Genomic DNA, 21,591 nt, shown 5'->3' with positions numbered 1-21,591 from the left:
ATGGTTTTAACCGTTTTTCAGCGATTCCAGATATTCCCAGCGCTCAAACGCCACTTCCAGCTCCTGCTCGGCGCTGGCTAAGGCATCCAGGACCGGTTGCGTCACGTCATGAGGCTGATTAAAGAAGCTGGCATCCGCCACTTTAGCCTGCAATGCAGCCAGCTGTGCTTCCAGCTGCTCCATTTTCTGCGGCAGCTGTTCCAGTTCCCGTTGCAGGTTATAACTCATTTTAGCGGCGGGACGTTTTGCCGGTTCGTTTTTTACGGTTTCCTGACGTTGCGATGCTGGCGTATTTTGCGCCGCACTACGGGTATGCTTGTAAGCCGTCCGTTGCAGCTGGGCATCGTGATAACCGCCAACAAAGGCACCGATTTCACCCTGACCTTCAAAGATCCAACATTCGGTTACGGTGTTATCAACAAACTGACGATCGTGGCTGACCAGCAGTACCGTGCCCTGATAGCCGTCGATCAGCTCCTCCAGCAGCTCCAGCGTTTCAACGTCCAGATCGTTGGTCGGTTCATCGAGGATCAGCAGGTTGCTGGGCTTCAGGAACAGACGCGCCAGCAGCAGGCGGTTACGTTCTCCGCCAGACAGCGCTCGCACCGGCGTCATCGCGCGTTTAGGATGGAACAGGAAATCCTGGAGATAACCCAGAACGTGACGCGGCTTGCCGTTAACCATCACTTCCTGTTTGCCTTCCGCGAGGTTGTCCATCACCGTCCGATCGGGATCCAGTTCGGTGCGGTGCTGATCGAAATAAGCCACTTCAAGTTTGGTACCAATATGTACACGACCGCTGTCCGGTTTCAGCTGATCCAACATCAGTTTCAGCAGCGTGGACTTGCCGCAGCCGTTCGGGCCAATTAGCGCAATTTTATCGCCACGCTGTACCTGGCGGGAGAAACCTTTTACCAGCTGCTTGCCTGCAACGCCGTAGCTAACGTCTTCCAGCTCAAAGACGATCTTACCGGAGCGGCTCGCCTCTTCTACCTGCATATTGGCTTTGCCCATCACTTCACGACGCTCGGCACGCTCGTTACGCAACGCTTTCAGCGCGCGCACACGTCCTTCGTTACGGGTACGCCGAGCCTTGATGCCCTGACGGATCCAGACTTCTTCCTGCGCCAGCTTGCGGTCAAACTCTGCATTCTGCATCTCTTCCACGCGCAGCGCTTCTTCTTTGCCCAGCAGGAACTGATCGTAATCGCCCGGCCAGGAGACCAGCTTGCCGCGATCCAGGTCGACAATGCGCGTCGCCATATTGCGAATAAACGAACGGTCGTGCGAGATAAAGATAATGCTGCCCTGGAACGTTTTCAGGAACGTTTCCAGCCAGTCGATAGTTTCGATATCCAGGTGGTTAGTTGGCTCATCCAGCATTAAAACGCGTGGATTGCTGACCAGCGCACGGCCCAGCGCCGCTTTACGCAGCCAGCCGCCGGAAAGCGAGGAAAGTGGCGCATCGCCGTCCAGGCCAATCTGTTTCAGCACGTCCTGGATACGCGTTTCCAGCTGCCAGAGGTTCTGATGATCGAGAATGCTTTGCAGCCTTCCCATCTCGTTCAGGTTCTTGTCGCTCGGGTCGCTCATGACCAGATGCGAGATGGCGTGATAGGCCTTCAGGTACTCGGCCTGCTCGTTAACACCTTCGGCAACAAAATCATAAACCGAGCCTTTCACATTCCGCGGCGGATCCTGTTGCAGACGCGCAATGACCAGGTCCTGCTCATAAATGATGCGGCCGTCATCCAGCGGCTGCTCGCGGTTGATGATTTTCATCAGCGTGGATTTGCCTGCGCCGTTACGGCCAACCAGACAGACGCGCTCGTTTTCTTCGATATGCAGTTCGGTGTTATCCAGCAGCGGTGCATCGCTGAAGGAGAGGTAAGCACCATGAATACTGATCAGTGACATAAAAACTTATTCCTTACCGGCGTGAGTAATCAGCCAGCAGTTATGAATTTGACGGTTGCGGGCAAAATCCTGCGACTGGGTTTTGGCGGTGATTTCCTGCGCAGCAAGATTCAGCTCAGCCAGCCCGTCGTGGTCCATTTTGAAGCCGCGTTTGTTGTTGGAGAACATCACGGTGCCGCCTTTACGCAGCAGCCTTTTCAGATCTTTCATCAACAATAAATGATCGCGCTGCACGTCAAAACTCTCTTCCATACGTTTGGAGTTTGAGAACGTTGGCGGATCGATAAAGATCAGATCGAACTGCTCGTCGGAGTCACGCAGCCAGCTCAGGCAGTCGGCCTGCATCAGGCGGTGTTGACGTCCGGTCAATCCGTTCAGGCGCAGGTTACGCTCGGCCCATTCCAGATAGGTGCGGGACATATCTACAGTCGTGGTACTGCGCGCGCCGCCGAGGCCTGCGTGAACGCTGGCGCTGCCGGTATAAGCAAACAGGTTAAGGAAATCTTTTCCTTTGCTCATCTGGCCCAGCATTTTGCGGGCAACACGGTGATCGAGGAACAGACCGGTATCCAGATAGTCAGTCAGGTTCACCCACAGCTTTGCGTTAAATTCGGAAACTTCAAAGAAGTCGCCCTTCTCGCCCAGCTTCTGATACTGGCTTTTGCCTTTCTGACGCTCGCGGGTTTTCATGACCAGCTTGTTTGCTGGCAGATCCAGCACGCTGAGCGTGGCGGAAATCACGTCGAACAGGCGCTGACGGGCTTTGGTTGGGTCGATGGTTTTTGGCGGCGCGTATTCCTGCACCACGACCCACTCGCCATAACGATCGACCGCGACATTATAATCCGGCAGATCGGCGTCATAAATACGGTAGCATTCGATGCCTTCCTGACGCGCCCATTTCTCCAGCTTCTTCAAGTTTTTACGCAGGCGGTTAGCGTAGTCTTCAGCGATCTGCCCAGCCGGGTTTGGCGAAGCGCTGACCGCCAGCTGGTAGTTTTTCTGCACGCAGTCCAGCGGACCATTTTTGGCTTTGAACTGGCGCTCTGCACGCAGTTGCAGGCAGCTCAACAGTTCTGGTGACGCGCTGAACAGCGACAGGTTCCAGCCGCCGAAGTGATTCTTCATAATACGGCCGAGCTGGCTGTGCAGAGCAATCAGCGCGGGTTCGCTTTCCAGACGCTCACCGTAAGGCGGGTTGCTCAGCACGGTGCCCACCGGCCCTTCAGGCAGTGGATTAGTCAGTTTCAGCACGTCCTGTACGGTGAAACCGATAATGTCCGCCAGGCCTGCGCGACGGGCGTTGGCACGCGCACGTTCAATCACGCGGGAGTCGTTGTCGTAGCCAAAGAAACGTGAAGTCGTTTCCTGCACGCCCCGGCGAGCACGAACTTGTGCTTCGCTGGTCACTTCACGCCACAGCGCGTCATCAAATTTATTCCAGCCGGTAAAGCCCCAGTGGGTGCGATGCAGGCCAGGCGCACGATCGCTGGCAATCATCGCCGCTTCGATCAGCAAGGTTCCCGAACCGCACATCGGATCCACCAGCGGCGTACCCGCCTGCCAGCCGGAACGCAGCACGATTGCCGCGGCCAGGTTCTCTTTTAAAGGTGCCTGGCCAGTCTGCTGGCGATAGCCGCGCTGATGCAGACCTTCTCCGCTCAGATCAAGCGCAATGCTCGCGGTGTCTTTATTCAGCCAGACGTTAACGCGAATATCGGGCTGCTCGCGATCCACATCCGGGCGCGGCAGGTTTTTACGCGTGAAGCTGTCCACGATGGCGTCTTTGACTTTCAGCGCACCGTACTGGCTGTTGCGAATCACTTCATTCAGGCCGCTGAAATGCACGGCAAAGGTTTTATCGCTGCCGAACATGGCCGGCCAGTCGATCGCCTGCACGCCCAGATAGAGATCCAGGTCGCTATAGACGCCACACTCGGTCAGCGGCAGCAGGATGCGGGAAGCCAGACGGCTCCACATCAGGCTCTGGTACATCAGACGATCGTCACCCTGATAATGTACGCCGCCCTGGACAACCTGGCAGGCTTGCGCCCCCATCGCTTCCAGTTCACTTTTTAACAGCTCTTCGAGCCCACGCGCCGTACTGGCAAACAGAGAATTCATACCGTCACTTATCGTCTTCAGAAAATTGCTGCGCATTATAGCTAATCGCAGGCACATGTCATAAAGTTAGCTTCTTTTCGTCAGCTCCCCCGGCAGTTTTTCGCGCTGGCATCCCTTTTTCTGCCCGGAGATCTTATGATCGGCCTGTCTCGTCTGTTTATTCACCCGGTAAAATCCATGCGCGGCACCCAGGTTTCCCATGCTCAGGTGCTGGCAAGCGGTCTGGCTTTCGATCGCGTGTTTATGCTGACTGACCCGGACGGGACATTTATCACTGCCCGCCAGTATCCTGAAATGGTGCTTTTCACCCCCGCGCTGACTCCTGAAGGTTTGTATCTGGCCGCGCCGGACGGCAGCAGCGCGACAATTCGCTTTGCCGATTTTGCCAACGTTGCTGCGCCAACAGAAGTCTGGGGCAATAGTTTCACTTCATCGATCGCCCCTGACGCTATTAATGAATGGCTGAGCGGCTTTTTTCCTCGCGCCGTGCAGCTACGCTGGGTTGGCCCGGAAATGACCCGCCGGGTAAAACGGTTTCAGCAGGTGCCGCTGGGATTCGCCGATGGCTTCCCTTTTCTGCTGGTTAATGAAGCGTCCCTTCAGGATTTACGCCAGCGCTGTCCGGCAGGGGTCAAACTGGAACAGTTCAGGCCCAACCTGGTGGTAACCGGCGCAACGCCCTGGGCGGAAGACAGCTGGTCACGGGTCAAGATCGGCAGCGTTGAATTTGATGTCCCCAAACCGTGCAGCCGCTGTATTTTTACGACCGTCAGTCCCGAGCGCGGCCGAAAACATCCCACTGGCGAACCTCTGAGCACGCTGCAAAAATTTCGTACCGCAGCGGATGGCAGCGGAGATGTCGATTTTGGTTTGAATCTTATCGCCCGCAACAGCGGGATTCTACGGGTGGGCGATGAGCTTGAGGTGTTGGAAACAAGCGCACCACGTGCCTATGGCGCGGGCGTGATTGCTGAAGCATTAGAAGTGGTTAATGAGGCGGCCGAGAGCGTGACGATCTGTTGGCAGGGAGAAACATTCCGCGGCAACAATCAACAGGTGTTGCTGGAGCAGTTGGAAATGCAGGGTTATCGCATTCCCTACTCATGCCGCGCCGGAATTTGTGGCAGTTGCCGCGTCAGGCTGGAAGCGGGCCAGGTTCGCGCTATGAAAAAAGGGGCGGTTCGTGAGGATCAATCCATCCTGACCTGTAGCTGCATTCCCACAGGCAATATCGTCATTAGCCAGCGATGACGCCAGCCCAAACGCTGTTACCGGGCGCGGATAACGATTCGGTTACACCGCGCGAGCAAAAGAGAAATGGTACTGCGAAATAGCCGGAAGCAGGCGATCGTTCATCACCTTGATGGCATCGCCAAGCATCATGGTGCGACCTGCCAGCGCCAGTTGCGGCTGCGCCAGCAGACAGAGCGCCGCGCTTTCTCCGGCTTCAACCACCAGCAGCGTCGCTTCTTCGCCGTTTTCACACAGGCGTACCGCTACCATCTCACCCTCAACAGGGGTTTTATTTTGCAGATGCGTTTCGAAATGCCAGCTTTTGGGCATCAGCGGCTTAAGAAAGCGTTGTGCCACCAGCGCGTTTAATATCAGCTCGGTACGCTGCTCATCGTTCAAATCGCCATTACGACTGTTCTCTTCAAAGCTGTTAAACAGCGCGGCATCATCAACACAGAATCCCGAAGGCGTGAAGGCATCTGGCGTGAGCATCTTACGCGGGAAGCGTGAGCAGAATAGCGTCCCGTCGGCCATATCCAGCATCATGCGGTCGTTTTCAGCATCGAAAAACCAGCGCCAGCTGTTGTCAGGTTTAATCCTCATAGGGCGTCCTGTAATGAATAAAGGTAAGCACGCTATATGTTGATGACGGCCAACGCCATCACAATAGTCTGAATAATGGGTAAACAGGACAAAATATAAACGAGCCAGAGGCGAAAATAAAGCCCCTGGCTAAGTTAAGTCGGTTTCAGATCAAATTCGTGACAATTTCTTTTATCAAAGGCGGCCCTTTATAAATAAAGCCGGAATATATTTGCACCAGCGACGCGCCAGCGGCCATTTTTTCTCTGGCAGAGACCAGGGAATCTATTCCACCTACGCCAATTATCGGTAGCCGTCCCTGAAGTTCATGTGAAAGTCGGCGAACAATTTCCGTACTGCGCAATTGCAGCGGGCGACCACTCAGCCCGCCCATTTCATCGCTGTGTTTTAAGCCGTTAACCAGAGAACGGTCCAGCGTTGTATTGGTCGCAATAACACCATCAATGTTGTGCCGCACTAAACTATCCGCGATCTGGATAAGTTCTTCTTCTGTGAGGTCCGGCGCAATTTTTACCGCAACGGGGACATATTTATGATGTAGTTTTTCAAGCTCTTGCTGTTTTTGTTTTATCGCTAACAGCAAATCGTCCAATGCTTCGCCATATTGCAGCGTACGTAATCCAGGCGTATTTGGTGAAGAGATATTAATCGCAATATATCCCGCCCAGGGATAAACCTTTTCCATACAGATTAAATAATCTTCTTTGCCCAGTTCGACCGGCGTATCTTTATTTTTCCCGATATTAATGCCCAGGACACCATCGAAATGCGCTTTTTTTACGTTTTCGACCAAATGGTCTACGCCGAGGTTATTGAAACCCATGCGGTTAATGATCCCTTCCGCCTCCAGAATACGAAACATTCTTGGCTTGTCATTACCCGGCTGCGGGCGCGGCGTTACCGTACCAATTTCAATCGATCCAAAGCCCATTGCGCCAAAGGCATCAATACATTCACCGTTTTTATCCAGTCCTGCGGCCAGGCCAAGGGGATTTTTAAATACCAGCCCCATACAGTTTACCGGTTTGAAAGGCAGCGTTTGACGAGCCAGATGAAGCAGTGGCGTACCGGTTATGCGGTGCAGCTGCTGTAAAGTCAGTTCATGCGCACGTTCAGCATCCAGCTGAAACAGCGCCTTACGGACCAGATTGTACATGTTCGCTCCTGAATGGCCGGCGATACCGGACCCGGGAAAAAGCTAACGGTGGTATCGCAACGATACCTACCCTGAAAATGCGTGCGGTACCCTGACCTTTCCCGCCTTTATTATGGACATGTTGCGGAAGAAGATACGGGTTGAAGACGACGCAGTGACGCTGCAGGCGCGGGGGAAAATGGTAAGGTCGTTTGACCGGAAAGTAAAACGTTTGCGTCCGGTTTCGCTGCTGCATCCTGCTCTTTTTTCACTGTTTCTCCTCAGGCCCGCCTTTCTTATCTAAAAATCGACTTAAATATGCCGGATAAATCATTTAAGCCTCTCTGCACACTCTGTCAGGATAGTTCCATCGGTTTGAAAATAAGCTTAATCAATAACTTTTAGTTATAAGGAGTGGTGATGCGCGTTATTACTTTGGCAGGAAGTCCTCGCTATCCTTCCCGGTCTACAGCTCTGCTGACGCTCTGCCAGCAGGCCCTTGAACAGCGCGGCGTCGAAGTCATACCCTGGAACCTGCATAATTTTCATCCTGAAGATCTGCTTTATGCGCGTTTTGATTCCCCTGCCCTGCTGGCACTGCGGGAGGATTTGGAGAACGCGGATGGCCTGATCGTGGCAACCCCGGTCTATAAAGCCTCGTTTTCCGGCGCATTGAAAACGCTGCTGGATTTACTGCCCGAGCGCGCACTGGAACATAAAGTGGTGCTGCCGCTGGCGACTGGCGGGACGCTTGCTCATATGCTGGCCGTTGACTATGCCCTCAAGCCGGTTCTGAACGCCCTGAAAGCTCAGGAAGTGCTGCACGGTGTCTTCGCTGACGACAGTCAGATCGCAAACTACGACCGGCAGCCGGAGCTTTCCCCACTCCTGGCGGACCGTATTGCTGAGTCGGTGGAGACGTTCTGGCATGCGCTTGCGCGTCGACACCAGCCACTGGCTACTGCCGTATAAGGAAGAAAGCATGAGTTTGTTTACGCGTTTCGTATCGGCACTGGCAGTCACTGGTTTGTTAATGGGCAGCACTTTTGCTGCCGAACCCGCCGCACCCAAAACTTTCCGTATTGGTTATCAGAAAGGTTCAGTCAGTATGGCGCTGGCCCGTTCCCACCAGCTGCTGGAAAAGCGTTTCCCCGGTACGCAGATCAAATGGGTTGAGTTCCCTGCTGGCCCACAAATGCTGGAAGCCTTAAACGTTAACAGCATTGATTTAGGCAGTACCGGCGATATCCCGCCAATCTTTGCTCAGGCGGCAGGTGCGGATCTGCTGTATGTCGGCTCTGAGCCACCGAAGCCGCAGTCCGAAGTGATTTTGGTACCGGAAAACAGCCCGATTAAAACCGTAGCTGACCTGAAAGGCCATAAGGTCGCCTTCCAGAAAGGCTCCAGTTCACACAATTTACTGCTGCGTGCATTGACGAAAGCGGGCCTGACGTTCAGCGATATCAAACCAACCTATCTGACACCTGCTGACGCGCGTGCAGCCTTCCAGCAGGGCGATGTGGATGCGTGGGCGATTTGGGATCCTTACTACTCCGCCGCGTTGCTTCAAGGGGGCGTCCGGGTGCTGGCAGACGGCAGCGGTTTGAACCTGACAGGTTCTTTTTACCTGGCGACCCGCTCGTTTACCGAAGCCAACGGTCCCTTTGTCAATGCGGTATTGGATACCTTTAGCCAGGCCGACGAGCTAACGCGCAGCGATCGCACGCAAAGTATCGCCCTCCTCTCTAAAACCATTGGCCTGCCTGAACCGGTTATTGCCAGTTATCTTGACCACCGTCCGCCAACGATTATTGGCCCGGTAAGTGAGAAAACGGCCAAAGCCCAACAGCATACTGCCGATCTGTTTTATACCAATCATTTAATGCCGGTAAAAGTCGACGTAGCCAGCCGTATCTGGCACGCCACTTCCGTGACTGAATAAGGAGTGACACGATGAGCCTTTCTGTTTTCTGGTTTCTGCCAACCCACGGTGATGGTCATTATTTAGGGACTGCCGAAGGCGCACGTCCGGTCGATCATGGTTATCTGCAACAAATTGCTCAGGCGGCCGATCGTTTAGGCTTTGGCGGCGTGTTAATTCCAACCGGTCGCTCCTGCGAAGATGCCTGGCTGGTTGCAGCGTCGCTGATCCCGGTTACGCAGCGCCTGCGTTTTTTGGTCGCGCTGCGCCCTGGCGTTATCTCCCCTACTCAGGCCGCGCGCCAGGCGGCAACGCTGGATCGCCTCTCTAACGGCCGCGCACTGTTCAACCTGGTAACGGGCGGTGATGCAGAAGAACTGGCCGGTGATGGCGTTTTCCTCGATCACAAAGAACGGTATGACGAATCTGCCGAATTTACCCGCGTATGGCGACGTGTGCTCGAAGGCGAAACGGTTGATTACGAAGGCAAACATGTGCACGTCCGTGGCGCACGTCTGATGTTCAAACCGGTACAACAGCCGCGCCCACCGCTGTGGTTTGGCGGTTCTTCTGAACCCGCGCAGGATCTGGCCGCTGAACAGGTCGACGTTTATCTGACCTGGGGCGAGCCTCCGGCGCAGGTTAAAGAGAAAATTGAACAGGTGCGCTCCAAAGCCGCCGCACAGGGCCGCAAGGTAAAATTCGGCATTCGTTTGCACGTTATCGTGCGTGAAACCAATGAAGAAGCGTGGAAAGCGGCCGATCGTCTGATCTCACATCTGGATGATGCCACCATTGCTAAAGCTCAGGCCGCGCTGGCGAAGACCGATTCCGTTGGCCAGCACCGTATGGCCGCGCTGCACGGCGGTCGCCGCGACAAGCTGGAAATCAGCCCGAATCTGTGGGCAGGCGTTGGCCTGGTGCGCGGTGGTGCGGGTACGGCACTGGTTGGCGATGGCGAAACGGTAGCAGCAAGAATGCAGGAATATGCCGATCTGGGCATTGAAACCTTTATTCTGTCGGGCTATCCGCATCTGGAAGAGGCTTACCGCGTGGGAGAACTGCTGTTCCCGCATCTCGATCTGAACGTGCCGGAAGTGCCCAGGCCGCATGCCATTACCGCGCATGGCGAAGCGGTAGCGCATGACTTCGCGCCACAAAAAGTTTCGCAGAGCTGAGGTCACTATGAAAAAACAACTTAACCGCATCGGAAATCAGCTTATCCCCTGGGCGTTACCTGTCCTGCTGATCGTGGTCTGGCAAATTGCCTCACAAACGGGTTGGCTTTCAACCCGTATCCTGCCGTCGCCGGAAGCCATTGTGGTCACTTTCTGGAACCTTTCCGCCAGCGGTGAGTTGTGGCAGCACCTGGCTATCAGCAGCTGGCGTGCCGCTATTGGTTTCAGTATTGGCGGGTCAATTGGGCTGATTCTGGGACTGATTACCGGTATGTCACGCCTTGGCGAACGCCTGCTGGATACCTCAGTGCAGATGCTGCGTAACGTACCGCACCTGGCGCTTATCCCGCTGGTGATCCTCTGGTTCGGCATTGACGAATCCGCCAAGATTTTCCTGGTGGCGCTGGGGACGCTGTTCCCGATTTATCTCAATACTTATCACGGCATCCGCAATATCGATCGCGGACTGGTAGAAATGGCGCGCAGCTATGGTCTTTCCGGCTGGAGCCTGTTTATTCAGGTAGTGCTGCCGGGAGCGCTGCCTTCCATTATGGTCGGCGTGCGTTTTGCACTGGGTTTGATGTGGCTGACGCTGATTGTTGCAGAAACCATTTCCGCGAATTCAGGTATTGGCTATCTGGCAATGAACGCTCGCGAATTCTTACAAACGGATGTGGTGGTAGTCGCCATTATCCTTTATGCCCTGCTCGGTAAACTGGCTGACGTCAGCGCGCTGTTACTCGAACGCGTCTGGCTGCGCTGGCACCCGGCTTATCAACTGAAAGAGGAAAATGCATGAGTGAAGTAAAAACCGCTCCGGCGCGTCTCAATGCCGGCACGCCTCTGGTGATTAACGGCGTCAGCAAGCAGTATAACGGCAGGACAGTACTGAATAACATCGATCTGCATATTCCTTCCGGCCAGTTTGTGGCGGTGGTGGGACGCAGCGGCTGCGGCAAAAGTACGCTTCTCCGCCTGCTGGCCGGGCTGGAAAAGACCTCAACCGGTGAGCTACTGGCCGGAAGCGCATCGCTGAGTGAAGCAAGAGACGATACCCGCCTGATGTTTCAGGATGCACGTTTGCTGCCCTGGAAAAGTATTATCGATAACGTCGGTCTGGGCTTAAAAGGCAAAGCCTGGAAAACCGCGGCGCTGGAAGCGCTTGAAGCGGTCGGCCTGGCTGACCGGGCGAAAGAGTGGCCTGCGGCGCTTTCCGGTGGTCAGAAACAGCGTGTCGCGCTGGCGCGTGCGCTGATCCACCGTCCGGGCCTGCTGTTGCTTGATGAACCCTTAGGCGCGCTGGATGCGCTAACCCGCATTGAGATGCAGGATTTGATTGAATCTCTCTGGCAACGCCATCATTTCACCGTGCTGCTGGTGACGCACGATGTGAGCGAAGCCGTCGCCATGGCCGATCGCGTCCTGTTAATTGAAGAAGGTCAGATTGGACTGGATTTGACGATTGATTTGCCGCGTCCGCGCCGTAAAGGTTCAGTGCGTCTGGCCGAGCTGGAAGCGGAAGTGCTGGATCGCGTGATGAAGCGCTCGCCGGTAGAAGTGGAAAAGCGTTACGCTCAACGATAGTTTTTTCTTATAAAATGGCCCGACGCCTTATCAGCGCCGGGCCATTTTTATGGCTAAAGGTTAGTTATTTAGGGCTTTAGCGATCTTCTCATACAGATCGCCGGAGAGGTTCTCCAGCCCTTTTAACTGCTCCAGCGCGCTGCGCATCAATGCCTGACGGTCGGCATCATAGCGTTTCAGGCGGATCAGCGGCTCAATCATTCGCGCGGCTACCTGAGGATTACGCGTATTCAAATCCGTCAGGATTTCCACCAGGAACTGATAGCCGCTGCCGTCTTTCGCGTGGAAAGCCGCAGGATTGCCAGACGCGAATGCGCCAACCAGCGAGCGGATGCGGTTTGGATTACTCAGAGTAAACGAGCGATGGCTTAACAGCGCCCGTACACGGCTAAGCACGTCGTCCGCCGGGCTTGTCGCCTGGAGGCTAAACCACTTATCCATCACCAGTCCGTCCCGATGCCAGCGCTCGTCGAACTCAGTTAACAGTTCATCACGGCAAGGCAACTGTGCCGCGACAGAAGCCACCATCGCCGCCAGCGAATCGGTCATGTTGTTGGCCTTGTTAAACTGGGAAACAATCAGTTTTTCCGCCAGCTTAGCGTCGCCAAATGCCAGATAGGTCAGGCAAACGTTTTTCAATGCACGCTTGCCGATATCCGCATGATCGATGCGATATTCCGTGCTGTGATGCGCGTGATAAACCGCCAGCCACTCATCAGCCAGTTCTGTCGCCAGCGTGCGCAGCAGCGACTCCCTGACTTCTGCAATCGCTTCCGGATCGATAACATCAAACAGCTCGGCTATTTCATTCTCCGTCGGCAATGTCAGGATCAGCGCCATCAACGCGGGATCGCTGTTCTCTTCCAGCAGCACCGCGCGGAAAGCATCCGCCACGTGCAGCGGCAGAGAGAGCGGCTGCCCCTGCTGGTAACGCGCCACGTTGAGTTTGATGTAGGTAGCAAGCAGACTCTGAGCGGCGTCCCAGCGAGAAAAATCATTGCGGGCATAACGCATCAGGAAGGTCAGCTGAGCATCACTCCAGTTGTAATCCAGCTTCACTGGCGCAGAAAATTCACGCAGCAAAGAAGGCACCGGCTGGAAGTAAACGTTATCGAAAACGAAGCTCTGGAACTCTTCCGTCACGTTCAGCACGTGATGCACAGGATGACCGTTGTGCTGCAAAGGAATCACGTTGCCTTCGCCGTCGTAAAGCTCGATATCAAGCGGAATATGCAGCGGCAGCTTCTGCTTTTGATCGGCAGTCGGTGGCGTCATTTGCGTGACGTGCAGCGTATATTGTTCCAGCTCAGGATTGTAATCATCCCGGATTGAGAGCACTGGCGTGCCCGACTGGCTGTACCAGCGGCGGAACTGTGAGAGATCGACATTAGAGGCATCTTCCATCGCCTGAACGAAATCATCACAGGTTGCCGCACTGCCGTCGTGACGCTCGAAGTAGAGCTGAATGCCTTTCTGGAAGTTTTCTTCGCCTAACAGCGTGTGCATCATGCGGATCACTTCCGAACCCTTTTCATACACGGTCAGGGTGTAGAAGTTATTCATTTCGATAACTTGTTCAGGACGGATTGGATGCGCCATCGGGCTGGCATCTTCCGCAAACTGCGCGCCACGCATAATGCGTACGTTATCAATACGGTTAACCGCGCGGGAACCCAAATCAGAGCTGAACTCCTGATCGCGGAAAACGGTCAAACCTTCTTTCAGGCTTAACTGGAACCAGTCGCGGCAGGTGACGCGGTTACCGGTCCAGTTATGGAAATATTCATGACCAATTACAGCTTCAATGCCGAGATAGTCTTTGTCCGTCGCGGTTTCCGCTTTAGCCAGCACGTATTTGGCGTTAAAGACGTTCAGGCCTTTGTTTTCCATTGCGCCCATGTTGAAGAAATCAACGGCGACGATCATGAAAATGTCCAGGTCGTATTCCAGCCCGAAGCGTTCTTCATCCCACTTCATGCTGTTTTTCAACGAGGTCATGGCCCAGTCAGCGCGATCGAGATTGCCGCGATCGACAAATATCTCCAGCGCCACATCGCGGCCTGAACGCGTTTTGAAACTGTCGCGTAATACATCAAAATCGCCTGCGACCAGCGCGAACAGATAGCAAGGTTTCGGGAAGGGATCTTCCCATTTGGTCCAGTGACGGCCATCTCCCACCTCGCCGCCATCGATCCGGTTGCCGTTCGACAACAGATAGGGGTAGAGATGCTTTTCTGCGATTAGCGTCGTCGTAAAACGGGCGAGCACGTCGGGCCGATCGAGATACCAGGTAATATGGCGGAAGCCTTCAGCTTCACACTGCGTGCACAGCGCTTCGCCAGACTTATACAGCCCTTCCAGCGCGGTGTTCTTGTCCGGATGAATATCGTTGACGATCTTCAACGAGAAAGTTTCCGGTAAATTGGTCAGGGTAAGCGCCCCGTCTTCCAGCTGATAATGCGACCACGCCTGGCCATCCACTTCCAGAGAAACCAGCGTCAGGTCGCCGCTGTCGAGACGCAACGGCGCGCCGGGGTTTCCTAAGCGCTTTACCCGGCTCTCAGCCGTGACTCGGGTGGTGGCGGCATCAAGGACAAAGGTGAGGTCAATATCGGTAATAGTATAATCCGGCGCACGATAATCATGGCGATGCTTGGCTTGCGGCAATTGCGTCATAAGTCCTTCTCACGTCGATAATTAGTTAACCGTTTCAAGTCTATTCCTGTTGTCGTAATGTTGCCACGGAGAATGCGGTTCTGCGGTGAATAATGCGGTTAAAATATACATTCCATTAACAAGCGCACAGATTGCCCTCGACCTGCCCTGCTGAATTGTGCTGTGATCGGGTTCAATAAATGAGTATTCAAGTTATACTCCTGCGTCTTTTCCTTTTTTTTAACCAGGGATAACGCTCTTCGCCAGAGGATGCTGAAACGCACCATGACACGACATGCTTCCCCGATACTGACCACATTGCTGGACACCGATGCCTACAAGTTGCATATGCAACAGGCGGTATTTCATCGTTATCAGAAGGTTTCCGTCGTAGCGGAGTTTCGCTGCCGGGGTGACGATCTTCTCGGCATCTACGCTGATGAAATTTCGAGTCAGATTAGTATGATGCAGTCGCTGGCGCTCACCAGCGAAGAAGCTGAATACCTTTCCGGGCTGCCCTTTTTTACGCCGGATTACCTCCAGTGGCTACGGCAATTCCGTTACGACCCCTCTCAGGTCCGCGTGCGTAATCATCAGGGCAAGCTCGATATCCGTATTGCCGGCCCCTGGCTGGAAGTGATTCTGTGGGAAGTCCCTCTGCTGGCGCTGATCAGTGAAGTGGTTCACCGCCATCGCTCGCCAACCGTGCAGCCAGAGATGGCCGTCGAACGATTGCAAAGCAAGCTGGCTGGTTTCAGCACGCTGACCAACGATTTAGATATGTCACGCTTTAAGCTGATGGATTTTGGGACGCGCCGCCGTTTTTCACGCGATGTGCAGATGGCAATTGTCAGCACGCTGAAAGCAGATTTTCCGTGGCTGGTTGGTTCCAGCAATTATGATGTTGCCCGTCAGTTACAGCTGGCGCCGGTGGGGACTCAGGCTCACGAATGGTTCCAGGCACATCAACAAATCAGCCCGGTGTTGGCGAACAGCCAGCGCGCAGCGCTTCAGGCATGGCTGGAGGAATATCCTGACAGCCTGGGCATTGCCCTGACTGACTGTATCACCATGGACGCTTTCCTGCGTGATTTCGGCCAGCACTTCGCCAGCAGCTATCAGGGTTTGCGCCATGATTCGGGCGATCCGGTTGAATGGGGCGAAAAAGCTATCGCCCATTACCAAAAGCTGGGCATTGATCCTCAAAGCAAGACGCTGGTCTTTTCCGATAATCTTGATTTGGATAAAGCGCTCGACCTCTATCGCCACTTTGGACAGCGGGCCAACGTCATCTTTGGTATCGGTACGCGTCTGACCTGCGATATCCCTCAGGTCAAGCCGCTTAATATCGTGATCAAGCTGGTGGAATGTAACGGCAAGCCGGTTGCTAAACTCTCCGACAGCCCGGGCAAAACAATTTGTCAGGATAAAGCTTTCGTCCGCGCTTTGCGAAAAGCCTTTGATTTGCCGCTGGTGAAAAAAGCCAGCTAGTGAATAGCTCAGGGAGAAGAGGCGCCCCCCCTCTTCTCCTCTCTTCCGCTTTGACGCAATAAATCTCCCTCATTACAACGAATTCTGCTTGTGTCTCGTCCGTCGGCAAGTAACATAGCCATACCCCGATTTTCGGGGATATTTCTAATTCTGATGAAAAGAGAGACTTTATATGAGCGTTGTGCCTGTAGCGGATTTACTGCACGGCCGGGTCGCGGTTGACAGCGAAGTCACCGTTCGCGGTTGGGTACGTACCCGAAGAGATTCAAAAGCCGGTATTTCCTTTATCGCCGTATATGACGGCTCCTGCTTTAATCCCGTCCAGGCTGTCGTCAATAATTCTCTGAATAATTATCAGGAAGAAGTGCTGCGTCTGACTACCGGCTGTTCCGTGATGATTACCGGTAAAGTGGTTGAATCTCCGGGCGAAGGCCAGAGCTTCGAGATTCAGGCCACGGCCGTTGAAGTTGTCGGCTGGGTTGACGATCCTGATACCTATCCAATGGCTGCCAAGCGTCACAGCATTGAATACCTGCGTGAAGTGGCTCACCTGCGCCCGCGCACCAACCTGATTGGTGCTGTTGCTCGCGTTCGTCACACGCTGGCTCAGGCGCTGCATCGTTTCTTTGATGAGCAAGGCTTTTTCTGGGTTTCCACACCGCTGATTACCGCCTCCGATACCGAAGGTGCTGGCGAAATGTTCCGCGTTTCTACGCTGGATATGGAAAACCTGCCGCGCACGCCGGAAGGCAAAGTCAATTATGACGAAGACTTTTTTGGCAAAGAAGCCTTCCTGACCGTTTCCGGTCAGCTGAACGGCGAAACCTATGCCAGCGCAATTTCTAAAATCTATACCTTTGGCCCCACCTTCCGTGCGGAAAACTCAAATACCAGCCGCCATCTGGCCGAATTCTGGATGCTTGAACCGGAAGTCGCCTTTGCCGATCTGGAAGATAATGCCGCATTAGCGGAAGCGATGCTGAAGTATGTGTTCAAAGCCGTTCTGGAAGAGCGTGCTGACGATATGGCCTTCTTCGCTGAGCGCGTAGACAAAGAAGCCATTTCACGCCTTGAGCAATTTGTAACCACAGACTTTGCTCAGGTGGATTACACCGAAGCCGTCGAAATTCTGAAAGCCTGTGGCGAAAAGTTTGAAAATGCGGTTTCCTGGGGCATCGATCTCTCTTCTGAACACGAGCGTTATCTGGCAGAGAAACACTTCAAAGCGCCGGTGGTTGTTAAAAACTATCCAAAAGACATCAAGGCCTTTTACATGCGCCTGAACGACGATGGTAAAACCGTGGCTGCTATGGATGTTCTTGCACCTGGCATTGGTGAAATCATCGGCGGTTCACAGCGTGAAGAGCGTCTGGATGTATTGGATGCGCGACTGGCTGAAATGGGTCTGAATAAAGAAGATTATTGGTGGTATCGCGATCTGCGTCGCTATGGCACAGTCCCTCATTCAGGATTTGGCTTAGGGTTCGAACGCCTGATTGCTTATGTTACTGGCGTGCAAAATGTTCGTGACGTGATTGCATTCCCAAGAACACCGCGTAATGCCAGCTTCTGATTTTCGGCATTAAATATAAGAAATTCATATATATAACAAAGGTCAGCCTCGCTGGCCTTTTTTTATTTTTGTAAATTATGAGATGCTTCACAAAGTTCCCTGTATTTTACATTTTGAAATACATATTTTCCTCCTGTAACCAGAATAGGAGATTAGTAGCATTTTCGGAGTAGATTAACCGACCGCTGAATGGAAAGATGCGTGCAGACACAGGAAGACACCAAACTCGGTTCAGGGTTCTGTAAAGAATTGTTGACGGCAGTGGCAGGTGTCCAAATAACTCCAATGAGGGTAATAAATAATGATGAAGCGCAACATTCTGGCACTGGTTATCCCAGCACTTTTAGCCGCTGGTGCAGCCAATGCAGCAGAAATTTATAATAAAGACGGCAATAAGCTGGACCTCTATGGCAAAGCAGTTGGTCTGCATTACTTCTCTGATAATGACGGCAACGACGGCGACCAGAGTTATGTGCGCTTTGGTTTCAAAGGTGAAACCCAGATTAACGACCAGCTGACCGGTTACGGCCAGTGGGAATACAATGCTAACGCTTCTAATTCAGAAGGTTCAGACGCGCAGGACGGTAACAAAACGCGTCTGGGCTTCGCCGGTCTGAAATTCGCTGAATTTGGCTCTATTGACTACGGCCGTAACTACAGCCTGCTGTACGATCCAATGGGCTGGACCGATATGCTGCCAGAATTCGGTGGCGACTCTGCTTATACTGACCTGGGCGTCCTGGGCGGCCGTACTACCGGCGTTCTGACCTACCGTAACACCAACTTCTTCGGCCTGGTTGACGGCTGGGACTTCGCTGTACAGTACCAGGGCAAGAACGATCGTGATGATACCCGTCGTGCTAACGGCGACGGCTATGCGTTGTCTACCAGCTACACCTCTCCAATCGGTGTAGGCGTATCGGGTGCTTACGGTTCTTATGACCGTACTAATGCACAGGCAGCTGGTGTTCGTACCGCAGTGAACTCTAAAGATAGTGCTGATACCATTACTATTAACAACAGCGGCGCAGGCAAACGTGCTGAAGCATGGGCAACCGCGCTGAAATATGACGCTAACAGCGTTTACCTGGCGGCAATGTACGGCGAAACCCGTAACGCAACGCCAATCTCTTACAGCGGAACCTTCTCTGACGGCAGCGATGCGTCAATCGCATCGTTCGCTAACAAAGCGCAGAACATTGAATTAGTCGCTCAGTATCAGTTTGACTTCGGTCTGCGTCCATCCGTTGCCTACGTGCAGTCTAAAGGCAAGGATATTGAAGGCGTTGGCGATGCTGACCTGATCAAATACGTTGATGTGGGCGCAACCTACTACTTCAACAAAAACATGTCTACCTACGTTGACTATCAGATCAACCTGCTGGATGACAACAATCCACTGGGTCTGAACACCGACGACACCGTGGCAGTAGGTCTGGTTTACCAGTTCTAATTGCGGGCCTGAGGATTTATCCTCCGGCCAACACGAAAAACGGGGCTTCGGCCCCGTTTTTTTATCTCTGAAATAAATGTCGCTCGCCTGCCTGTCCTCAAAACTTCCTGCTATTAATCCACTTTTTCACGCAAACGGTTGGCAATTTTGTTACGGCGGCGGTAATCTGAAAACCCACTTCGTTTCAGATTAAGCTAACGGACTTCCATTATGTTTGAACGCATTGCAGCTGCTGCCGCAGATCCTATCCTTGGCCTTGCCGACCTTTTCCGCGCCGATGAACGCCCTAATAAAATCAATCTCGGCATTGGCGTGTATAAAGACGAAACCGGGCAAACCCCGGTGCTGACCAGCGTAAAAAAAGCCGAGCAGTACCTGCTGGAAAATGAAACGACTAAAAATTATCTGAGCATCGACGGCATCGCCGATTTTGGCAAATGTACTCAGGCGCTGCTGTTCGGTAAAGAGAATGCCATTCTGCAAGACAAGCGTGCACGTACTGCACAGACGCCTGGCGGTACGGGTGCTCTGCGTATTGCTGCCGATTTCATCGCCACCCAGACCAGCGCTAAACGCATCTGGGTCAGTAATCCAAGCTGGCCAAACCACAAAAACGTTTTTGCCGCTGCCGGTCTGGAAGTCGTTGAATATCAGTATTACGACGCCGCCGCTCATGGACTGGATTTTGACGGCATGCTGAACTCGCTGCGTGAAGCTAAAGCGGGTGACGTTGTGCTGTTTCACGGCTGCTGCCATAACCCAACCGGCATCGACCCTACTGCTGAGCAGTGGGCGCAGCTGGCTGAGCTGTCGCTGGCTAACGGCTGGCTACCGCTGTTCGATTTCGCCTACCAGGGCTTTGCCCGTGGGCTGGAAGAGGACGCCGAAGGCCTGCGCATTTTCGCGGCAAGTCATCAGGAACTGATCGTGGCCAGCTCTTATTCAAAAAACTTTGGTTTGTATAACGAGCGCGTGGGTGCTTTTACGCTGGTAGCCAGTGAAGCCAGCATTGCTGATACCGCTTTCAGCCAGGTCAAAGCCACCATCCGCGCCAACTATTCAAACCCACCGGCGCACGGTGCGGCCGTTGTCGCCACCATCCTCAGCAACGAGACGTTACGTACGCTCTGGGAGCAGGAGCTGACCGATATGCGTCAGCGCATTCACCGCATGCGTCAGCTGTTTGTTAATACGTTGCAGGAGAAAGGAGCTAAGGGCGATTTCAGCTTCATTATTAACCAAAACGGCATGTTCTCGTTCAGCGGGCTGAGCAAGGATCAGGTCATCAGATTACGTGAAGAATTTGGTGTGTATGCCGTTAATTCAGGCCGTGTGAATGTCGCAGGCATGACGCCAGATAATATGTCGCCACTGTGCGAAGCCATCGTCGCCGTGCTGTAAATTGCGTGCAAAAAAAAGCCTGCTCAATGCAGGCTTTTTTATTTCATGCTGTCCCGTTACTGCAAAAAAGGATTCGCTATTCTTTCGCGGCCCAGCGTCGACATCGGACCGTGGCCCGGCAGGAACGTCACGTCATCTCCTAACGGGAGAAGTTTGTGTTTGATGGCATGAATCAGATCATCGTGGCTGCCCTGCGGGAAGTCTGTTCGTCCTACGCCGCCGTTAAAGATCACATCTCCTGATATCAAAATCCGCGAAGCCGGATCGAAAAAGACGATGTGCCCCGGCGTGTGTCCCGGGCAGAGCAGAACCTCAAAAGTGATATTTCCTGTCTGGACTTTTTCGCCCTCCTCCAGCCAGCGATCGGGCAATAGCGGAGCGCACTCAGGAAAGCCAAACATCTGGCTTTGCGCAGGCAGGTTTTCCAGCCAGAAAGCGTCAGCTTTATGGGGCCCAATAATCGGAACATTATAGAAAGCAGCCAGTTCTGCTGCTGCGCCAACATGGTCAAGATGGCCATGGGTCAACAAAATTTGAGTGACCGCCACGCCCTTTGCTTTCACGCTGGCCTGAATTTTTTCTGCATCACCGCCCGGATCGACGATTGCGGCCTGCAACGTTTCCGAACACCAGATTAACGAACAGTTCTGTGAGAATGCCGTTACCGGTATGATTTGATATTCCATAATGCTCCATTACCACCAGCCCACGGGCCGGAATTTCATCTTACCAGTGCCGCGCCGGCCCGGTATCAATATGCACAAAGTTACTGCTTGGGTAGTATCCTACACCACCCGCTTTCATGGAAAGCGCCGCTTTGCGTACATTGCTCAGGGCGATGCCCTCGATATGAAAATCCATTGCCTGGCCCCGCGTATGATAACTGTGTTTTGCTACGCCAGAGCCGTGTGAACGGAGAGAATTATTGGTTGCCAGCGTGCGGTAGCCTGAAATCAGCTGCACTGGCTTGCGCGTATTCAGCATGGCCTGGAGCAGGTAAAGCTGATCGAACAGGTGCGGATCGATGCTTTTGATCTGGTTGGCACGATAATCACGGAAAAAATGGTTTAGGCGCGTTAACTCGTCCTTGTCATAGCTTTTACCGTTAAAGAATTCCGTTTTGAGGTTTTCTCCGGTGTGCAAGTTATTCAGCGTTAAAACCCTTGGACGAGAGGTGGACAGCGAAGCGAACGCCTGTCCCGGAAGCAGCGACAAACCTAACGCGCAACCGCCCAGGGCCAGCAATTTGCGGCGATGAGAGTCGAATTTATCCATTAATCTGTATTACCCGGCTAAAATGTTCTGAAAGGGTGAAAATAGTCA

At 53.5% G+C, this 21,591-nt stretch carries 17 protein-coding genes; 10 read left to right on the top strand and 7 right to left on the bottom strand.

The genetic code is table 11. The annotated features are described in order from the left end of the window. Positions 1-6: 6 nt before the first annotated feature. Together EHV07_RS07835 and rlmKL are read right to left on the bottom strand one after the other, a co-directional pair. The gene (locus tag EHV07_RS07835) at positions 7-1,917 is read right to left on the bottom strand and encodes an ABC transporter ATP-binding protein (RefSeq protein WP_147196686.1); all 1,911 of its coding nucleotides are present in this window, start codon (positions 1,915-1,917) and stop codon (positions 7-9) included. Between the two features lie 6 nt (positions 1,918-1,923). Continuing rightward, positions 1,924-4,041, bottom strand: a complete 2,118-nt coding sequence (rlmKL, locus tag EHV07_RS07830) for a bifunctional 23S rRNA (guanine(2069)-N(7))-methyltransferase RlmK/23S rRNA (guanine(2445)-N(2))-methyltransferase RlmL (RefSeq protein WP_147196684.1) — start codon at positions 4,039-4,041, stop codon at positions 1,924-1,926. A 135-nt stretch (positions 4,042-4,176) separates the two neighbouring features. Between rlmKL and EHV07_RS07825 the strand changes: the two genes are divergently transcribed. Continuing rightward, positions 4,177-5,292 carry a YcbX family protein gene (locus tag EHV07_RS07825; RefSeq protein WP_147196682.1) on the top strand — a complete coding sequence of 372 codons (1,116 nt, stop codon included), beginning with the start codon at positions 4,177-4,179 and terminating at the stop codon, positions 5,290-5,292. Positions 5,293-5,334: 42 nt separating this feature from the next. Here EHV07_RS07825 and EHV07_RS07820 read toward each other — a convergent pair whose 3' ends face one another. Beyond that, the gene (locus EHV07_RS07820; protein ID WP_147196680.1) at positions 5,335-5,877 is read right to left on the bottom strand and encodes a cell division protein ZapC; all 543 of its coding nucleotides are present in this window, start codon (positions 5,875-5,877) and stop codon (positions 5,335-5,337) included. A gap of 145 nt (positions 5,878-6,022) precedes the next feature. Further along, entirely contained in the window at positions 6,023-7,033 is a 1,011-nt protein-coding gene (gene pyrD / locus EHV07_RS07815; RefSeq protein WP_147196678.1) for a quinone-dependent dihydroorotate dehydrogenase, read from the bottom strand. 399 nt (positions 7,034-7,432) lie between these two features. Here pyrD and ssuE point away from each other — a divergent pair, with 399 nt between their 5' ends. From ssuE to ssuB, 5 genes are read left to right on the top strand one after another with little or no spacing between them, the layout of a single operon-like run. Beyond that, positions 7,433-7,984, top strand: a complete 552-nt coding sequence (gene ssuE / locus EHV07_RS07810; RefSeq protein ID WP_147196676.1) for an NADPH-dependent FMN reductase — start codon at positions 7,433-7,435, stop codon at positions 7,982-7,984. A 10-nt stretch (positions 7,985-7,994) separates the two neighbouring features. Beyond that, positions 7,995-8,954: a sulfonate ABC transporter substrate-binding protein gene (locus EHV07_RS07805; RefSeq protein WP_147196674.1), complete on the top strand. Its 960-nt coding sequence runs from the start codon at positions 7,995-7,997 to the stop codon at positions 8,952-8,954. 11 nt (positions 8,955-8,965) lie between these two features. Next, positions 8,966-10,111 carry an FMNH2-dependent alkanesulfonate monooxygenase gene (ssuD, locus tag EHV07_RS07800; protein ID WP_147196672.1) on the top strand — a complete coding sequence of 382 codons (1,146 nt, stop codon included), beginning with the start codon at positions 8,966-8,968 and terminating at the stop codon, positions 10,109-10,111. Between the two features lie 7 nt (positions 10,112-10,118). Then, positions 10,119-10,910, top strand: a complete 792-nt coding sequence (ssuC, locus tag EHV07_RS07795; RefSeq protein ID WP_147196669.1) for an aliphatic sulfonate ABC transporter permease SsuC — start codon at positions 10,119-10,121, stop codon at positions 10,908-10,910. Continuing rightward, complete coding sequence (ssuB, locus tag EHV07_RS07790; protein WP_147196667.1) at positions 10,907-11,695, top strand: aliphatic sulfonates ABC transporter ATP-binding protein; 789 nt, start codon at positions 10,907-10,909, stop codon at positions 11,693-11,695. Before ssuC ends, ssuB begins: the two co-directional genes overlap by 4 nt. Positions 11,696-11,755: 60 nt before the next feature. Here the strand turns inward: ssuB and pepN are convergent, their stop codons facing one another. Continuing rightward, entirely contained in the window at positions 11,756-14,371 is a 2,616-nt protein-coding gene (gene pepN, locus EHV07_RS07785) for an aminopeptidase N (RefSeq protein WP_147196665.1), read from the bottom strand. A gap of 264 nt (positions 14,372-14,635) precedes the next feature. On the opposite strand from pepN, the gene pncB reads away from it, so the two are divergent. The 4 genes from pncB (at position 14,636) to EHV07_RS07765 (ending at position 20,268) form a co-directional block, all read left to right on the top strand. After that, positions 14,636-15,841, top strand: a complete 1,206-nt coding sequence (gene pncB / locus EHV07_RS07780) for a nicotinate phosphoribosyltransferase (protein ID WP_147196663.1) — start codon at positions 14,636-14,638, stop codon at positions 15,839-15,841. A gap of 172 nt (positions 15,842-16,013) precedes the next feature. Further along, complete coding sequence (gene asnS / locus EHV07_RS07775) at positions 16,014-17,414, top strand: asparagine--tRNA ligase (protein ID WP_147196661.1); 1,401 nt, start codon at positions 16,014-16,016, stop codon at positions 17,412-17,414. 301 nt (positions 17,415-17,715) lie between these two features. Continuing rightward, positions 17,716-18,867 carry a porin OmpF gene (gene ompF, locus EHV07_RS07770; protein ID WP_305790947.1) on the top strand — a complete coding sequence of 384 codons (1,152 nt, stop codon included), beginning with the start codon at positions 17,716-17,718 and terminating at the stop codon, positions 18,865-18,867. 210 nt (positions 18,868-19,077) lie between these two features. Next, positions 19,078-20,268, top strand: a complete 1,191-nt coding sequence (locus EHV07_RS07765) for an amino acid aminotransferase (RefSeq protein ID WP_147196659.1) — start codon at positions 19,078-19,080, stop codon at positions 20,266-20,268. A gap of 56 nt (positions 20,269-20,324) precedes the next feature. On the opposite strand, the gene EHV07_RS07760 is transcribed toward EHV07_RS07765, so the two are convergent. Further along, the gene (locus EHV07_RS07760) at positions 20,325-20,954 is read right to left on the bottom strand and encodes an MBL fold metallo-hydrolase (RefSeq protein WP_147196656.1); all 630 of its coding nucleotides are present in this window, start codon (positions 20,952-20,954) and stop codon (positions 20,325-20,327) included. A 40-nt stretch (positions 20,955-20,994) separates the two neighbouring features. Further along, positions 20,995-21,543, bottom strand: coding sequence for a YcbK family protein (locus tag EHV07_RS07755; protein WP_147196654.1), 549 nt, complete (start codon positions 21,541-21,543; stop codon positions 20,995-20,997). Positions 21,544-21,591: the final 48 nt, after the last annotated feature.

The sequence above is a fragment of the Pantoea sp. CCBC3-3-1 genome, assembly GCF_007981265.1.
Taxonomy (GTDB): Bacteria; Pseudomonadota; Gammaproteobacteria; order Enterobacterales; family Enterobacteriaceae; genus Erwinia.
This window is presented reverse-complemented; position numbering and strand designations above follow the sequence as displayed.

What these genes read in the sequence shown, in the direction of transcription:
- EHV07_RS07765 (WP_147196659.1), top strand. Translation starts at nt 19,078, where the DNA reads ATGTTTGAACGCATTGCAGCTGCTGCCGCAGATCCTATCCTTGGCCTT.
- EHV07_RS07755 (WP_147196654.1), bottom strand. Translation starts at nt 21,543, where the DNA reads ATGGATAAATTCGACTCTCATCGCCGCAAATTGCTGGCCCTGGGCGGT.
- pncB (WP_147196663.1), top strand. Translation starts at nt 14,636, where the DNA reads ATGACACGACATGCTTCCCCGATACTGACCACATTGCTGGACACCGAT.
- EHV07_RS07820 (WP_147196680.1), bottom strand. Translation starts at nt 5,877, where the DNA reads ATGAGGATTAAACCTGACAACAGCTGGCGCTGGTTTTTCGATGCTGAA.
- ssuD (WP_147196672.1), top strand. Translation starts at nt 8,966, where the DNA reads ATGAGCCTTTCTGTTTTCTGGTTTCTGCCAACCCACGGTGATGGTCAT.
- EHV07_RS07760 (WP_147196656.1), bottom strand. Translation starts at nt 20,954, where the DNA reads ATGGAATATCAAATCATACCGGTAACGGCATTCTCACAGAACTGTTCG.
- ssuE (WP_147196676.1), top strand. Translation starts at nt 7,433, where the DNA reads ATGCGCGTTATTACTTTGGCAGGAAGTCCTCGCTATCCTTCCCGGTCT.
- ssuC (WP_147196669.1), top strand. Translation starts at nt 10,119, where the DNA reads ATGAAAAAACAACTTAACCGCATCGGAAATCAGCTTATCCCCTGGGCG.
- EHV07_RS07805 (WP_147196674.1), top strand. Translation starts at nt 7,995, where the DNA reads ATGAGTTTGTTTACGCGTTTCGTATCGGCACTGGCAGTCACTGGTTTG.
- EHV07_RS07825 (WP_147196682.1), top strand. Translation starts at nt 4,177, where the DNA reads ATGATCGGCCTGTCTCGTCTGTTTATTCACCCGGTAAAATCCATGCGC.
- ompF (WP_305790947.1), top strand. Translation starts at nt 17,716, where the DNA reads ATGATGAAGCGCAACATTCTGGCACTGGTTATCCCAGCACTTTTAGCC.
- ssuB (WP_147196667.1), top strand. Translation starts at nt 10,907, where the DNA reads ATGAGTGAAGTAAAAACCGCTCCGGCGCGTCTCAATGCCGGCACGCCT.
- pyrD (WP_147196678.1), bottom strand. Translation starts at nt 7,033, where the DNA reads ATGTACAATCTGGTCCGTAAGGCGCTGTTTCAGCTGGATGCTGAACGT.
- rlmKL (WP_147196684.1), bottom strand. Translation starts at nt 4,041, where the DNA reads ATGAATTCTCTGTTTGCCAGTACGGCGCGTGGGCTCGAAGAGCTGTTA.
- asnS (WP_147196661.1), top strand. Translation starts at nt 16,014, where the DNA reads ATGAGCGTTGTGCCTGTAGCGGATTTACTGCACGGCCGGGTCGCGGTT.
- EHV07_RS07835 (WP_147196686.1), bottom strand. Translation starts at nt 1,917, where the DNA reads ATGTCACTGATCAGTATTCATGGTGCTTACCTCTCCTTCAGCGATGCA.
- pepN (WP_147196665.1), bottom strand. Translation starts at nt 14,371, where the DNA reads ATGACGCAATTGCCGCAAGCCAAGCATCGCCATGATTATCGTGCGCCG.